The sequence below is a fragment of the Halorubrum sp. FL23 genome (assembly GCF_052439115.2).
In the GTDB taxonomy this organism is placed as follows: domain Archaea; phylum Halobacteriota; class Halobacteria; order Halobacteriales; family Haloferacaceae; genus Halorubrum; species Halorubrum persicum.
This window is the reverse complement of sequence record NZ_JBQVRO020000002.1, coordinates 253587-268514: the sequence shown is the minus strand read 5'-3', so window position 1 is coordinate 268514 and position 14928 is coordinate 253587. Positions and strand designations below refer to the sequence as shown.

Sequence of the window (14928 nt, the reverse complement as noted above, 5' to 3'; positions counted from 1 at the left end):
CCCCGCGGTCGAACTCGTTCGGGGACCTTCCCAACGCGTTGGAACGCGAGACACGATTCACGGGGTCGGTTTCCCATGATCGATGACGGGGTCGTCACGCCGTGCCCGCCGCCAGACGGAGGCCGCGAACGCCGACGCCCGCAGCGGTTCGGAGCGGCGGCGCACGGGCGACACCGGTCCCCCGACTGGGAGCCGCGCTCGCAGCCGCACACTGCCACCACGATCACTCATGAGCACAGACGAGTCACCGCCACCCGGAGACGACGAGGAGCGGTACAGGCGTCTCCTCGACGAGACGGAGCACGACACGGAGCTCGGCTTGGAGATGGGCCGCGACGCCCAGCGCGTGTCGGCCGGCGAGCTCTCCGAGCTCGAGTTCTACCGTCGGTACCACGACCGCATCGTCGAGGAGTTCGACATCGACGACCGCGAGATCGACCTCCCGGACCCGGACGAGGCCGAGCCGGACGACGTGGGGTTCCTCGACCGGATCGGCTCCGCGCTGGAGGGGATCGACCCCGACGGCGAGGAGTCCCGGCGCTCAGTGATGAAGAAGGGCGCCGCGGCGGCCGGCGCGATGGCCGTCGGCACCTGGGGGAGCGCACAGACCGCCGCGGGCCAGGGCGACGGCCACGGCGGCGGCGCCGGCGCCGACGAGGGCGACGGGACCCGTTGGGGGATGACGATCAACCTCAACAACTGCGACGGGTGTCTCGCCTGCATGGTCGCGTGCAACCAGGAGCACAACCTCTCGCGCGGGGCCAACTGGATGTACGTCTTCGCCTTCGAGGACGAGGGGCAGGGCGACGAGACGAACTTCCTCCCGCGGACCTGCCAGCACTGCACGGACTCGCCGTGCACGAAGGTATGTCCCGTCGGCGCCCGGCACACCCGCTCGGAGGACGGCCTCGTGCTCACCGACTACGACATCTGTATCGGCTGCCGGTACTGCGAGGTGTCGTGTCCCTACGGCGTCAACTACTTCCAGTGGGGCGAGCCCGACGTACCGGAGTCCGAGGTCGACGACGCCCACCAGATCGACGACCGCGGCCGGTGGGTCGGCTCCCGCCCGCCGGAGGGCGTCATGGGGAAGTGCACGTTCTGCGTCGACCGACAGGACGGCCAGATGGGCGAAGAGAAGATCGGCACCACCGCCTGCGAGGAGGCGTGTGCGATGGACGCGATCCACTTCGGCGACCTCAACGACTCGGAGAGCCCGCCGAACCAGCACCTCCGCGAGTACCGGGAGGGCCAGGAGAACGACCTCTCGGAGTTCCCCAACCGCAAGGCGCACACCGCGTCGACGTTCAAACTCATGGAGGAGCGCGGCACCGAGCCGAACGTCCGATTCGTCGGTAACGAGCCCTCGCCGCACGCCGAGCAGGTCGAGGGCCCCGTCGCCTACGAGGACATGGGGCTCACCGACGACCGGAAGGAGGTGCTCGACGAGGGGGCGTCCGCGACCCAAGGAGGTGAGAGCGCGTGAGCGTCGACGTGAGCGGCGTCGGCCGCGAGACGCTCGTCCGGCCGATCCAGACGTTCTCGAAGCGGTACCTCGCCGCGCTGGCGGTGGGGCTCGGGCTGATCGGCGTGTGGCTGGCGTTCTACCTCCAGCAGCTCCAGCACGGGCTGATCGTCACCAACCTCTCGGACTGGGGCTCCGGCGGCGGCGTGCCGTGGGGGCTGTACATCGGCGCGTTCATCTGGTGGGTCGGCATCGCCCACGGCGGGATCATCCTGTCGGCGGCGGTCCGCCTGCTGGGGATGGACACCTACCAGCCGGTCGCGCGGCTGGCCGAGCTGTTGACCATCGCGGCGCTGACCTGCGCCGGCCTGTTCATCCTCATCCACGTCGGTCGCCCGGACCGGCTGGTGACGAGCGTGGTCCCGGCGTGGCCCACCCGCGTCCAGTGGTCGCCGCTGATGTGGGACGTGACCGTCATCACGGCGTACTTCGTGCTGACGGCGACGTACCTCGCGCTGACGATCCGCTACGACATCCACCGGCTCCGCGACCGCCTGCCGAACCTGCTCGACCCGCTGTACGACGTGTTGATGATCGGCTACTCGGAGAAGGAGGACGAGGTCGTCGAGCGGATGGTCTGGTGGATCGCGTTCGCGATCATCATCATGGCGCCGCTGCTGCTCCACGGTGGGGTGATCCCGTGGCTGTTCGCGCTGCTGCCCTCGATGGCCGGCTGGGCCGGCGGGGTCCAGGGGCCGTCGTTCCTCTCCATCGCGCTGACCTCCGCGGTCAGCGGGATCATCATCGTCGCGGCGGCGTTCCGCACCGCCTACGGCTGGGAGGAGCTCATTCCGGACGCGGTGTTCCGGGGGCTGAGCCAGTGGCTCGGCTTCTTCAGCCTCATCTTCCTCTGGCTGCAGCTCCAGCAGGTGATCACCGGGATCTTCGCCGCGCCGACGACGCTCCAGCACGCGACCGAGGTGAAGATCGCGACGCCGCTGTACTGGGTCGCGATCGGGCTCGTCGCGCTCGCCATGCTGTACGCGTTCGCGGCGTCGCTGCGCCCGGAGCTGTTTAGCATCCGGACGATGGTCGCCCTCTCCGTCGGCGTGCTCGCCGGCACCCTCGCGGAGAAGGTGCTGTTCGTCGTCGAGGGGCTCCAGCACGCGCACTTCGCCCTGTACGACGGGGTCCCCGGCGCGTACGTCCCCTCGCCGACCGAGCTGTCGGCGCTGCTCGGGACGATCGGGATCGTCGTGCTGTTCTTCCTCGTCGTCTCGAAGGTGATCCCCGTCGTGGAACTGCACGCGATCGAAGACGACCACGAGGAGGTGAGTCCATGACGCTCGCGTCGACCGCGCTCGCGGCGGCGTCGCTCGCGCTCGCCGCCGCTCCGGTCCCGCTCGCCAGCTCGCCTGAGTACACGCTGCCGTTCGTCGGTCCCGGCACCTACCTCATCTTCGGGATCGTCCTCGCGCCGGTGTACGCGATGGTCGCCGCGTGGTTCATCGGCGACCCGAGCGACCGCGACTCCGGCCTGCTCGGCGTCGGCTACCTCGCCGGGCTGACGACCGTGCTGTGGGGCGGGCTGTTCGTCGCGACGCTGGTCATCGGGGCGGTGTTCTTCTGAACCCCGCCCCCGCTCCGCTGCGGAATCGCTCGCCGACCGCGGCCGCACCGCGCGGCCGACCGCTCGCAACCGACACGCCGCCACCCGACAACACCATGACCGACACCGTCACCGAATCCGAACTGCTCGACCGACTCGCGACCGTCGAGGACCCGCAGAACGACGACGACATCGTCTCGATGGGCCTCGTGAACGACGTGACCGTCAGCGGCGACAGCGCCGAGGTGTCGCTGGCGTTCAACGCTCCCTACGCGCCCGCCGAGATCGAGATCGGCAACGCGGTCCGCGACGTCGTCTCGGACGCCGGCCTCGAGCCCGATCTCCGCGCGCAGTTCGGGTCCGAGCACGGCTTCGACGCCGACGTGTTGCCCGGCGTCCGCAACGTGATCGCCGTCGCCTCCGGTAAGGGGGGCGTCGGGAAGACCACCGTCGCGGCCAACCTCGCGGCGGGGCTCAAAGAGCGCGGCGCCCGCGTCGGGATCCTCGACGCGGACGTGCACGGGCCGAACGTCCCGCGCCTCCTCCCGACCGAGAACGAGCCCGGCATGCTCCCCGAGGGCGACATCGTCCCGCCGCGCTCGGACGGGGTCATGGTGATGAGCACGGAACACCTGCTTCCCGACGGCGACGACCCGGCCGTGCTCCGGGGGCCGATGGTGAACAACGTGATGATGAAGTTCATCAACGACGTCGAGTGGGGCCAGCTCGACTACCTGATCGTCGACCTCCCGCCGGGGACCGGCGACGCCTCGCTGAACCTGCTCCAGACCCTGCCGATCGCCGGGGTCGTCGTCGTGACGACGCCACAGGAGATGGCGGTTGCGGACGCGCGCAAGGGGCTTCGGCTGTTCGCGGACCACGACGCGCCCGTCCTCGGCGTCGTCGAGAACATGAGCGCGTTCCACTGCCCCGAGTGCGACGACACCCACCGGGTGTTCGGCGAGGGGGGCGCCGCCGAGATCCGCGACGACTACGGCGTGCCCGTGGTCGGCACGCTCCCGGTCCATCCGGACTTCGACACGGAAACCGCGGACGGCCCGGCGGTCCGCGACGACGAGAGCCCGGTCCGAGCCGACCTCGAAGCGATGGTCGACGACGTTGCCGACCGCGTCGGCGAGGTGAACCGGCGACAGGTCGCGGAGCGCGTCGGCGAGTGGGAGCGCGACGAGGAGGGCGAGGCCGCCGCCCCCGGCGACCCGGTCCCCGCCGGAGCGGAGCCGGAGTGACCGGCGCTCACCACTCGACGTAGGCGAGGTACTCCGCGCCCTCGTACTCCAGCAGCCACGTCCCGTAGAAGTCCGCTTCGCGGATTCCTTCGCGCTCCCTGATCCGCTCGGCCACCGATCGGAAGGCCTCGTCGTCCTCGTAGTACGCGCCGTCGATCGACTCCTCGACCACCTCGCGCTCCGCGTCCGAGAGCCCCGCGAGCACGAACAGGTACCGGTCCCGGACGCGGTCGGCGAACGCCGCGACGTCGGGCGCCACTTCGGTCGCCTCGTACCGGTACTCGGCCTCGGACGCGGTGCGCGAGTCGACCGCGATCCGATACCGCTCCCCGCTGTACACGAGCACGTCGTACCGCCGCTCCGGGACGAACACCGAGTCGTTCCCGACCGCTTCGGCGCTCCCGTAATCGGCGCCGATGTCGTAACCGTCCTGCTGGGGCGGATCCTCGGAGAGGATCGGTTCGAGCCGCCGTCGGTCCGTTTCCGGGAGATCCTCGAACGCGATCTCGCCCACTTCCGGCGTCGCGTCCTCCGGATCCAAATCGACGAGCACCTCGTACACGGTCACCTCGCTGCTCGCGACCCGCGTCTCGGAGACCTCGTAGAACGCCCCGTCGACCCGGACGGTGTCGGTGCGGTCGAACAGCTCGTACCGCCCGCGGCGCGTGGCGGACCCGTTTTCGAGCGCCGACGCGACGACCTGGTACTCCTCCGAGTCGGGCTCCGCGTGTATCGACACCTCGTCGGCGACATCGTCCGCGGTCGCCTCGTTCAGGTCGAGGACGACGGAGGGGTGGGCACAGCCGGCGAGCGGAGCGGTGAGGAGGGCGGTTCCGCACGCGAGGAGTCGGCGGCGTCGCATGACGGACCTGACAGCGACAGTAAACGAAAGCGTTGCGGTCCCGTGGGGTGCTGTCGCGTGCGGTAAGGCGTTGTCACACTCGGTAGGCCGTCGTCACGCCCGGTAGGCTGTCGTCACGCCCGATGGGTCGCCGTCACGCCCGGTGGGTCGGCGGAGCGTCGATCTGACCGCCGACCGAACCATCAGTTAAAAACCACCGGATGGGTCCGGCACCATGCCCACCCGTGATGAGCCCGTCTTTCGACACAATGAGTGCCCAGACGGCGCCCGCCTCGGAGCGGTCGACGGCGCGTGACGAGGTGCGGATCACGACGGTTGGAGCAAGCGACCGCCAGCTCGCGTACGCCGAGTACGGGGCGGCAGACGGGTCTCCGGTGGTGTTTCTCCACGGGACGCCCGGGTCGCGGCGGCTCGCTGAACTGTTCGACTCGACGGCGCGAGACGCCGGGGTCCGGCTGCTCGCGCCCGACCGGCCCGGCTACGGTCGATCCGACCCGTGGCCCGACCGGTCGATACGCGACGGCGATCGGGTCGTCCGGGCCGTGCTCGATCACGCGGGGGTCGACGCCGCGCGCCTCGTCGCGTTCTCGGGCGGCGCCCCGTACGCGTTCGCGGCCGCGGCGGAGTCGCCGCGTCGGATCGACCGGCTGGAGGTGATCGCCGGCGCGACGCCGCCGGCGTACGTTCGCGACCGCCCCGCGGTACAGCGAGTACTGAGCGGGGTCGCGTCGACGGCACCGCCGGTGCTCGCCGGGATGTTGCGCGCCCAGCGGTGGGTCGCGGAGCGCCGCGACCCCTCGTTCGTCGTGGCCCAGTACACCACCGGTGACCCGGGCGACAGCGTCTCCGATCGCGCGGCGGAGATCGTCCGGGCGGACTTCCTCGAGGCCCTCGCCCGGCACCGCAGCGGCGCAGTGACCGAGTTCCGACAGACCGCGACCGACTGGGACATCGAGTTCGACGCGATCGACGCGACGGTGCGGTTCTGGCACGGCGACGACGACGCCAACGTACCGATCGAGAGCGTTCGACGGTTCGAGGCTGCGCCCCCGACCGCCCGGTTGGAGGTGCTCGACGACGCCGACCACCTCGGGACGCTGCTCCGCTCCGTCCCGGACGCGCTGGCTGACTCCCGGTGAACTCGTGTGGGCGGCGCCGGACACGACGACCGAACCACCGGATTTGAAGCGTCGCCGCCGGCGATCCACGTCGAGGGAATGAAACGCGTCCAGTTCTCGGTGACGTATCCGGAGCGGCTCATTCACCCGCTTCACCGGCGGATCACCGAGGCCGGACCGGTCACCCGCGCCGAGCTGTTGACGTGGAGTCCCACGGCGGACGCGACGACGCTGTTCTGGTGTGACGCGGACGCGGACGCGACGGCGTCGGTCGTCGACGCCGTCGATTCGCTCGTCGCGAGCGAGCTCGTCGAGGGCGGAGGCGGGACGTACGCGTTTCTCCGCCAGGAGAGCTACGAGTTCGCGCCGGCGGTGCTGGACGCGATCGCGGCCGCCCGCGTGGCATTTCTCCCGCCGGTCGTCTTTCTCGACACCGGCGCCGTGCGGTTCGAGGCGGTCGGCGAGACCGGTGCGCTCGGCGCGTTTCACGAGGCGCTCGCCGACCTCAGCGACGCCACGATCGAGCGGGTTCGCGAGTTCGATCGGGCGGCGTCGCCGTCGCGGCTCACGGACCGGCAGCGGGCCGCGTTGGAGGCGGCGGTCGAGGCGGGGTACTACGAAGTCCCCCGCGACGGGACGATCGCGGACGTGGCAGCGGCGCTCGACTGCTCGACGAGCACGGCCGGCGAACTGGTTCGGAAGGCCGAGGCCGCGGTGATCCGCGAGTTCGTCGCGGTCGACGAGCGGGAGTGAGGGGCCGGCTGCCTCTCTCGCTCCGAAGTAGACGCGTGGTCGCTCCGACGACCGCCCGCGGTCGCCGCCCGATCAGTCCGCTCGGAGCGCGCCGGCGAGGTCGTCGGCCACGTCCGCGATGGCCTCGGTCGCCCGGTCCACCCCGCGAAGCGTCATGAAGCCGTGCACCTGGTCAGCGTAGTTCTCGTAGCGCGTCGGCACGCCGTCTCCGACCAACTGCTCGGCGTACGCCCTCCCGCCGTCGCGGAGCGGGTCGAAGCCGGCGGTGACGACCGTCGCGGGGGCGACGCCGGACACGTCGCCCGCGTTCGTCGGGTCGGCGTACGGGTTTCGCTGGTGGATCTCGTGGTCGTAGTAACACGCCATGAACCACTCCAGGTCCGCTTCGTCGAGGACGATCCCGGCGTGCTCCTCGACCGACGGCTGATCGACTTCGACGCCGACGCCGGGGTACAGCAGCGCCTGATACGCGATTTCGGGGCCGTCGCGCTCGGCCGCCATGAGCGCGGCGACGGCGGCGAGCGCGCCCCCGGCCGAGTCGCCGGCGACGGCGATATCCCCGGTCCCGTCGATCGCGTCCGGGTTGGCGGCCGCCCACTCGACCGCCGCGTACGCGTCCGCGACCGCCGCGGGGAACGGGTGTTCGGGCGCGAGCCGGTAGTCGACCGAGAGGACGGCACAGCCGCTCTCCCGCGTGAGGTGGCGACAGAGCCGGTCGTGGGTCGCGACGCTCCCGAGGACGAACCCGCCGCCGTGGAAGAACACGACCGTCGGAAACGGGCCGTCGGCGTCGGGGCGGTACAGCCGAACGTCGAGATCGCCGTCGGCTCCGGGGATCGTCCCGTCCACGGTTTCCCCGACCTCGGGCGGGTTCCGATTCTGGACCCACATCGCCGGTCTCGTGAGCAGGCGCGCGAGTTTCAACCCCCACCGGCTGTGCGGGATCGGGAACCGCTCTTGGCGCTCGATCGCCGCCTTCGCCTGCGGATCGATCTCGTCGGCGTGCATGGTCGACCCTGTGGCGAGCCGAGAGTAAACCTTGGGTCGGCGGTCGGTGTGCCCCTCGGCGATCGGGTGAGAACCTATTTGACGACGGGAGCGAATACGCGACCATGAGAGACGGGGCGTCCACCGCCACCGACTTCGATCGGTCCCGACCCGGTCTCCGTCCGCGCGTCGACACCGTCGCCGCAGTTTCACGCGTCCCCCGACGATGAGCAACGACGCGGCCGGCGACTCGGAGGAGACGACGCCGTTCGAGACGTTCCGGCAGTTCCTCGCCTTAGAGCGAGACGTGCTGGTGGTCTCGCTGGCGATGTTCGCGTTCAGCCTCGGCTTCCAGATGACGAACCGATTCCTCCCGGAGTATCTGGTGGCGCTCGGGGCGTCCGGATTCGTCGTCGGGCTGTTCGGCACCTTCGGCAACGTCATCTCCGCGCTGTACCCGTACCCTGGCGGCGCGATCTCCGACCGGATCGGATCGCGGTACGCGCTGACAGCTTTCGGACTGATCTCCACCGTCGGCTTCGCCGTCTGGCTGGTCGCCCCGGCCGTCGGGACGATCACGGTCGCGGGCGCGACGATCGAACCGTGGATCTGGATCTTCGTCGGGCTGGTGCTCGCGCAGGCGTGGAAGTCGTTCGGGCTCGGGGCGACGTTCGCCGTGGTCAAGCAGGCGACGGCCCCGTCCCGGCTGGCCGCCGGGTTCGCGAGCACGGAGACGTTCCGGCGCACCGCGTTCCTGATCGGTCCCGTCCTCGCGGCGATTCTCATCGATCTCCACCCGGCGTTCACCGTGAGCTTCCGGTACGTGCTCGCGGTGGCGGTCGTCTTCGGCGTCGTCGGGACGCTCGTGCAACACCTCCTCTACGACGCGAGCGGCGACACCGTCGGCGGCGGGCGATTCGAGGGCGTCGCGCAGATCCGCACCGACCTCCGCGAGATGCCCGACCCGCTCCGCCCGCTGCTGATCGGCGACACCCTCGTGCGCTTCGCGAACGGGATGGTGTACGTCTTCTTCGTGCTCGTCGTCACGCAGATCTTCTCGGCGGGAGTGGAGACGACGGTCGCGGTCGGCGGGTTCGCCTACGACGTGGACCTCTCGCCGCCGGCGTTCTTCGGCTATCTGCTGGGCGTCGAGATGGTCGTCGCGCTGCTCACGATGGTCCCCGCGGCGAGGCTCGCCGAGCGGGTCGGGCTCAAACCCGTCGTCGCGCTCGGCTTCTTCGTGTACGGCGCGTTCCCGGTCGTTCTCATTTACGCTCCCGAGGCCCTCTCCTCGGTCGTCCCGGTCCAGTGGGCGCTGGTCCTCGTGTTCGCCTTCTCCGGGCTCCGGTTCGCCGGCCTTCCCTCGCACAAGGCGCTCATCGTCGGTCCCGCCGAACAGGGCGCGGGCGGCCGCGTCACCGGGACCTACTACCTGCTCCGGAACACGATCGTCATCCCGAGCGCGGCGATCGGCGGCACCCTCTGGGACTTCGTCAGCCCGGAGGTCGCCTTCACCGTCGCCGCGGCGATCGGGATCGTCGGGACCGGCTACTTCCTCGTCTTCGGCGAGGAGTTCGAGGCGTACGCCTGACGAGGTGGGAAGTCGGCCCCGCGGAGCACGGCGTTACCGGGAGCAAAACAGCGTCGACGGGGAGGTCGTTACGACGACGACGGCGACATCTCGATGTTGAGGCTCTTCTGGACGAGCTGAGTGAACGCCATCGAGCAGAGGAAGTACCAGAGGATCCACATCTGGATGGGGCCGACGATCCCCGTGTCCCACGTGACCGTGCCGGCGAGCGGGATCACGATCTCTTGGGCGGCGACGGCGGGGTACGCGGCGTCGGAGCCGCGGTAGCCGATCACCCAGAACATCCACAGGAACGCCGGAATCGTGAGGAACATGATCCACACCATCGGGCGGAACTGCTCTTTGAACATCCCGAGCTGGTCGCCCATCGCGTCCATCTGCTCCTCCTGGATCGCGTCGAGCGCCTCCTGGTCGTCGCGCTCTTTCGCCTCCTTCCGGCGGTCCTGAATGTCTTTCATCCGGTCCTGGTACTGGCTCATCTTCTCCATATCCATGAGCCCCGCGCGCAGCAGGGTCGAGTACAACCCCGTCGCGAGCGCGATGACCATGATCACGACGTAGAAGGGAACGACGTTGAGAAGCGGTCCCAACACGACGTCGAAGGCGCCGGCGATCGCGTTCCGGACCGGGTTGACGGCGTAGCCGACGAACGCGCCAAGCGTCGCGACCCCGGCGACCTTATCCCACTTGGTCCACGTGGTCGTCTCCGGGGTGTCGACGTCGCCCCCGCCGGTCAGGCCGCCGTCGTCGTCGTCCTCCAGTCCCGCCTCGATGGCGTCCCGGTCCGCCAGCGCGAAGCCGGTGTCGCCGTCGACGAGGATCTCCTTCTCGATGAGCCGACCCCACTGGCCGCTCGTGATCTCGTCGCGGACGTCGACCCACTGGACCTCGCCGTCAGTGGCGTTATCGAGGACGACCTCGACAGCGTCTCGCATCTCGCTGTCATCGCTGATCAGCGAGCGGACTCTCCGTTCGACCTTGCTCATTACCGCTCGGTTGTCGGCGGACGGTTAAGAACCTTGCAGGATCGCCGGCGACCGCGCGTCAGCGCCTCCCCTCGACGACGCCGTCCCGACTCGCCGGCACCGACGGCTGGCCCCCGTCCGTCTCGGTGAGTCGACCCTACTCGTCGAGGACTTCGCGGATGCGCGCGAAGACCTCGTCCGGCGCCGCCTCGCCGTCGACCTCGACGAGGTCGCCCTCGTCGCGGAAGTGCTCGATGACGGGCTCGGTGTTGTCGTAGAACACGTTGAGCCGCTCGCGCGCGGTCTCTTCGGTGTCGTCCTCGCGCTGGATCAGCTCGCCGCCGCACTCGTCGCAGACGCCCGGCTCCTCGGGCGGCTGGAAGTCGACGTGGAAGTTCGCGCCGCAGTCGTCGCAGACGCGGCGACCGGTGAGCCGGTCGACGAGCACCTCCTCGTCGACATCGAGGTAGATCACGGCGTCGAGGTCGGTGATCTCCGAGAGGTACTCCGCCTGGTCGAGGTTGCGCGGGTAGCCGTCGAGCACGAAGCCGTCGGCGTCCGTCAGCGCGGCCTCGACGATCTCGTTGACGACCGGGTCCGGGACGAGATCTCCCGCCTCCATGAACGAACGGGGCGTCCCGTACTCGGTCTCCATGTCCTTGTTCGCGCGGAGCGCGTCCCCGGTCGTGACGTGCTCGACGCCGTACTCCTCGGCGAGCTTCGCGCTCTGCGTTCCCTTTCCGGCACCCGGCGCCCCCAGCAGAAGGATCCGATGACTCATACCGGAGCGCTCGCCCGCCGCACGTAAAGTCTTGAAGATCCCGGCCAACGCTACGCGGTCTCTCGTGGAGCGCGGATGGCCGCCTTCGAGGCCGTTGGCCGGCCCCAGTGCTACTGATCCTCGTCGGGCTCCTCTCGCTCGGCGTCCGGATTCAGCCGGAGCCCCATCTCCAGCTCGAAGCTCTCGGCGTCGGAGGTCTCGAACCCGATCTTCTTGTACAGCGAGACGGCCGCGCGGTTCCAGCGCTCCACTGTGAGCCACACCTTCTCGATCCCCTCGGCCTGTCCGTGACCGAGCAGTCCGCGGATCAGGTACGTCCCGATGCCGGCGCGCTGATACTCCTGGTGGACGAAGATCGCCAGCTCGTAGGCGTCGCCGTCGGGCACCAGCGTCGCGTGGCCGGCCACCTCGTCGCCGCACCACGCGATCACGTTGCGGCACTCCCCGCCGAGGATCGCGTCCAGCCACTCGCGGATCCGCTCTTCGCCGCCCGGCGGGATCCCCTGCGCGCGGTCGGCCGGGTCGAAGCTGTCGTACATCTCGACGAGCGCCTCGCGCTCCCGCTCGGTGTTCTCGTAGGGGCGGATCTCGACGGTGCGATCCTCCCGGTCCGTGAACTCCGTGGGGGGAACGGTGAACTCGTCGGCGACCGCGTCGGGATATCCACGGTCGCTCATCTGACCAGCGTGACGGACGTTTTGGCGTTCAACAGTACGAACTCGGCGATCGACCCGATCGTGATCTTCCCCATCGGGCTCGTGTGCCCGCCGCCGAGGACGATCTCTTCGAACCCCTCCGCCTCGGCGATCTCCACGATCCGGCTCCCCGGATCGCCCTCGATCAGCCTGACGTCGGCGTCGAGGCCCGCCTCTTCGATCGCCGACTCCGCCCGTTGCACGATCTCGTCCGGCTCCACCGACGAGTCCGGGTTCTCGACGACCGCCACCGTGAGGTCGTCGTCCGCGACCGCCGCGCGCTCGACGGTTCGGTCGAGCGCGCGGAACGAGTCGTCGCTGCCGCCGATCCCGCAAAGCACCTTCATACCTCTCCCCTCCGTGCGCCGGTACAAAAATGGATCTCCGATCGGTCACCGGTGAGACCCGATCGCGGGGTCGGATCGCCGATCCCGGCCGTGACTGTCGAGTCGCCCGCGGCACCCGGGGCTGCCGCGCCGTCCGCGAGCCCGCGACGCCCTCGACGCCCACGACGGGCCACGAGGCTCGGGGTGGCCACCGACAACCCTTTTGTTCGCCGGTAAGGTTACTAGTAGCATGAACGAACCAACCGATCCCGCGGCGGACGCGGGATCGGACGACGCCGCCGAGCCCGCCGACGCCACGGCGGAGGGGTCGGCGCCGACCGACGACCCCTCGGCGACGGACGCCGACGGAACCCCCGCCGGCGACGACACCGGAGCCGGCGACGCCCATGGCGACGCGGACGGCGCCGACCAGGGCCAAGAGCAGGTCCCTCCCGAGGTCCGCAAGTACGAGCGGTTCAAGAAGATGGACGGGGCGCGCTACGAGCGCGTCAACGAGTTCCTCCGCGATCGGACGTACATCACGGCCAGAGAGTGGGCGATCGCGCGGCTCTGCGCCGACTTTCGCACCGAGACGGGCGTCGAGATGACCAAGATCGGTGAGAACCTCCCCGAACTCGTCCCCTTCATGACCGACACGTACACGCCGCAGGCGGTCAACCAGGCGCGCTACTCCTTCGAGGAGAAGGTGACGAAGGCGGGCGCGACGTTCCTCTACGGCGCGATGTCCGGCTTCTTCACCGCCGAGGACTTAGACGAGATGATGTACGAGGTGACGGAGGTCGCGAAGTTCCTGTTAGAGGTCGAGGGGGTCGACCTCGCGGTCGCCGACGAGCTCGACGCCGAGGACCGGATCAGCGAGGTGATGCGGGAGGTGCGCGCGTCCTCGGCGGACCTCCGCGGCGAGGAGGTCCGGTGCCCCGAGTGCGGGCACGTCCACCAGCCGACCGAGGAGTAGCGATGGAGCAGTTCCCAGAGGCGCTCGACGGCATCCCGGACGCGGTCGTGATCGTCGACGACGACGGCGTCGTCCGGGCTGGCAACAAACAGGTCGAGGCGGTGCTCGGGTACACACCGTCTGAGGTGGAGGGAACGAAGTTCGAGACGCTGGTGTACGACCCCGACGGCGGTGAGGCCGGCGAGGAGCTCCACCGCTACGTCGTCGACCCCCAGCCGCGCTCGATGGCGGCGAGCCTGGACCTGCACGCCCAGCGCGCGGACGGAAGCGAGGTGCCCGTGACGCTCAGCCTCGGGCCGTTCGACCACGACGGCGAGACGTTCCTCGTCGCCACGATCGTCGACGTCAGGGAGGAGCGCGCCCAGCAGGCCGAGCTCCATCGCCGGACGCGGACGCTGGAGGCGCTCCACGAGGCGACGCAGGACCTGCTGAAGACGACCGACCGGGAGTTCGCTGCGGAGGCCGCGGTGGAGTACGTGGAGGACGTGCTCGGTCACCCCCTCGCGGCGATCTGGCTCTACGACGAGAGCCACGAGCGCCTCGACCCGATCGTCTGGACCGACGTGGCCGACGAGATCGTCGGCAATCACCCGACCTTCGGTCCCGACTCGTCCAGCATCTCGTGGGACGTGTTCACGTCCGGCGAACCGGCCTACGTGGCCGACACGCACGAGGATTCGGATCGGCACAATCCGGACTCGCCGATCCGCAGCGAACTGATCCTTCCGCTGGGCCGGTACGGGCTCATCAACATCGGGTCCACGGAACCGGACGCGTTCGACGAGTCCGACCTCGCCGTCGCGCGCCTCTGGGCCGCCACCGTCACCATGGTGTTCGTCCGCATCGAGCGAGAACGCCAGCTCCGGGTCCGCGAACAGGAGGTCGCCCGGGAGCGCGACCGGCTGGAGGAGTTCGCCAGTCTCGTCTCCCACGACCTCCGGAGCCCCCTCAACGTCGCGACCGGGAACCTCGATATGGTCCGCGAACAGCTCTCCGACGAGCACGAGGAGCTGGCCGAGATCGACGCGGTCGCCCGCTCGCTCGAACGGATGGAGGCGCTCGTGGAGGACATGCTGACGCTCGCGCGACAGGGCGCCGCGATCGACGAGACGGAGCCGGTGTCCCTCGCGGAACTTGCCGGGGAGTGTTGGGAGAGCGTCGACACCGCGGCCGCCGAGATCGTCGTCGCCGACGACCTCCGGTTCCAAGCCGACAGAAGCCGCCTGCGCCAGGCCGTGGAGAACCTGTTCGCCAACGCGGTCACTCACGCCGGCGACTCGGTGCGCGTCGAAGTCGGCACCCTCCCCGACGGCGACGGCTTCTACGTCGAAGACGACGGCCCCGGAATTCCTGCAGACCGACGCGACGAGATGTTCGACGCCGGCGTCTCGACCGATCCGGAGGGGACCGGCTTCGGACTCAAGATCGTCGCCGAGGTCGCCGACGCACACGGCTGGACGATCGAGCTCGCCGACGCCGCGGACGGCGGGGCGCGCTTCGAGTTCCGCGGGGTCGAACCCGTCGACGACGACTGACCCTCGCTCCCGCGTCCC

15 protein-coding genes are annotated in these 14928 nt (G+C 69.8%); 9 read left to right on the top strand and 6 right to left on the bottom strand.

Annotated features, from left to right (window positions below; all coding sequences use genetic code 11):
* Positions 1–229 precede the first annotated feature (229 nt).
* The 4 genes from ACT4MF_RS03520 to ACT4MF_RS03505 all read left to right on the top strand — a co-directional run bounded on the left by ACT4MF_RS03520 (position 230) and on the right by ACT4MF_RS03505 (position 4321).
* A complete protein-coding gene (locus ACT4MF_RS03520; RefSeq protein ID WP_444681751.1) occupies positions 230–1486 on the top strand; it encodes a 4Fe-4S ferredoxin N-terminal domain-containing protein in 1257 nt (418 codons plus the stop codon).
* Positions 1483–2808 carry an NrfD/PsrC family molybdoenzyme membrane anchor subunit gene (gene nrfD / locus ACT4MF_RS03515; RefSeq protein WP_444681750.1) on the top strand — a complete coding sequence of 442 codons (1326 nt, stop codon included), beginning with the start codon at positions 1483–1485 and terminating at the stop codon, positions 2806–2808. The genes ACT4MF_RS03520 and nrfD overlap by 4 nt, the downstream gene beginning before the upstream one ends.
* Positions 2805–3095, top strand: a complete 291-nt coding sequence (locus ACT4MF_RS03510) for a hypothetical protein (RefSeq protein WP_444681749.1) — start codon at positions 2805–2807, stop codon at positions 3093–3095. Before nrfD ends, ACT4MF_RS03510 begins: the two co-directional genes overlap by 4 nt.
* A 95-nt stretch (positions 3096–3190) precedes the next feature.
* Positions 3191–4321, top strand: coding sequence for an Mrp/NBP35 family ATP-binding protein (locus ACT4MF_RS03505; RefSeq protein ID WP_444681748.1), 1131 nt, complete (start codon positions 3191–3193; stop codon positions 4319–4321).
* Positions 4322–4328: 7 nt separating this feature from the next.
* On the opposite strand, the gene ACT4MF_RS03500 is transcribed toward ACT4MF_RS03505, so the two are convergent.
* Positions 4329–5183: a hypothetical protein gene (locus ACT4MF_RS03500; protein WP_444681747.1), complete on the bottom strand. Its 855-nt coding sequence runs from the start codon at positions 5181–5183 to the stop codon at positions 4329–4331.
* Between the two features lie 248 nt (positions 5184–5431).
* Here ACT4MF_RS03500 and ACT4MF_RS03495 point away from each other — a divergent pair, with 248 nt between their 5' ends.
* Both ACT4MF_RS03495 and ACT4MF_RS03490 read left to right on the top strand, forming a co-directional pair.
* Positions 5432–6322 (top strand): alpha/beta fold hydrolase, encoded by an 891-nt coding sequence (locus ACT4MF_RS03495; protein ID WP_099255531.1) that lies wholly within the window; start codon positions 5432–5434, stop codon positions 6320–6322.
* A 78-nt stretch (positions 6323–6400) separates the two neighbouring features.
* Positions 6401–7054: a helix-turn-helix domain-containing protein gene (locus ACT4MF_RS03490; protein ID WP_444681828.1), complete on the top strand. Its 654-nt coding sequence runs from the start codon at positions 6401–6403 to the stop codon at positions 7052–7054.
* A gap of 72 nt (positions 7055–7126) precedes the next feature.
* Here ACT4MF_RS03490 and lipP1 read toward each other — a convergent pair whose 3' ends face one another.
* Entirely contained in the window at positions 7127–8062 is a 936-nt protein-coding gene (gene lipP1 / locus ACT4MF_RS03485) for a LipP1 family hormone-sensitive lipase (RefSeq protein WP_444681746.1), read from the bottom strand.
* A 205-nt stretch (positions 8063–8267) separates the two neighbouring features.
* Between lipP1 and ACT4MF_RS03480 the strand changes: the two genes are divergently transcribed.
* Positions 8268–9632, top strand: coding sequence for an MFS transporter (locus tag ACT4MF_RS03480; protein WP_444681745.1), 1365 nt, complete (start codon positions 8268–8270; stop codon positions 9630–9632).
* Positions 9633–9700: 68 nt separating this feature from the next.
* Here ACT4MF_RS03480 and ACT4MF_RS03475 read toward each other — a convergent pair whose 3' ends face one another.
* The 4 genes from ACT4MF_RS03475 to ACT4MF_RS03460 all read right to left on the bottom strand — a co-directional run bounded on the left by ACT4MF_RS03475 (position 9701) and on the right by ACT4MF_RS03460 (position 12420).
* Positions 9701–10618 carry a DUF106 domain-containing protein gene (locus ACT4MF_RS03475; RefSeq protein ID WP_444681744.1) on the bottom strand — a complete coding sequence of 306 codons (918 nt, stop codon included), beginning with the start codon at positions 10616–10618 and terminating at the stop codon, positions 9701–9703.
* A 136-nt stretch (positions 10619–10754) separates the two neighbouring features.
* A complete protein-coding gene (locus ACT4MF_RS03470; protein ID WP_099255527.1) occupies positions 10755–11378 on the bottom strand; it encodes an adenylate kinase in 624 nt (207 codons plus the stop codon).
* Positions 11379–11488: 110 nt separating this feature from the next.
* Complete coding sequence (locus ACT4MF_RS03465) at positions 11489–12055, bottom strand: GNAT family N-acetyltransferase (RefSeq protein ID WP_444681743.1); 567 nt, start codon at positions 12053–12055, stop codon at positions 11489–11491.
* On the bottom strand, positions 12052–12420 hold the full coding sequence (locus tag ACT4MF_RS03460; protein WP_099255525.1) for a universal stress protein: 369 nt from the start codon (positions 12418–12420) through the stop codon (positions 12052–12054). Before ACT4MF_RS03460 ends, ACT4MF_RS03465 begins: the two co-directional genes overlap by 4 nt.
* Before the next feature lie 229 nt (positions 12421–12649).
* On the opposite strand from ACT4MF_RS03460, the gene ACT4MF_RS03455 reads away from it, so the two are divergent.
* Together ACT4MF_RS03455 and ACT4MF_RS03450 are read left to right on the top strand one after the other, a co-directional pair.
* Positions 12650–13375, top strand: coding sequence for a DUF5806 family protein (locus ACT4MF_RS03455; RefSeq protein WP_099255524.1), 726 nt, complete (start codon positions 12650–12652; stop codon positions 13373–13375).
* A gap of 2 nt (positions 13376–13377) precedes the next feature.
* Positions 13378–14910 carry a sensor histidine kinase gene (locus ACT4MF_RS03450; protein ID WP_444681742.1) on the top strand — a complete coding sequence of 511 codons (1533 nt, stop codon included), beginning with the start codon at positions 13378–13380 and terminating at the stop codon, positions 14908–14910.
* Positions 14911–14928 lie beyond the last annotated feature (18 nt).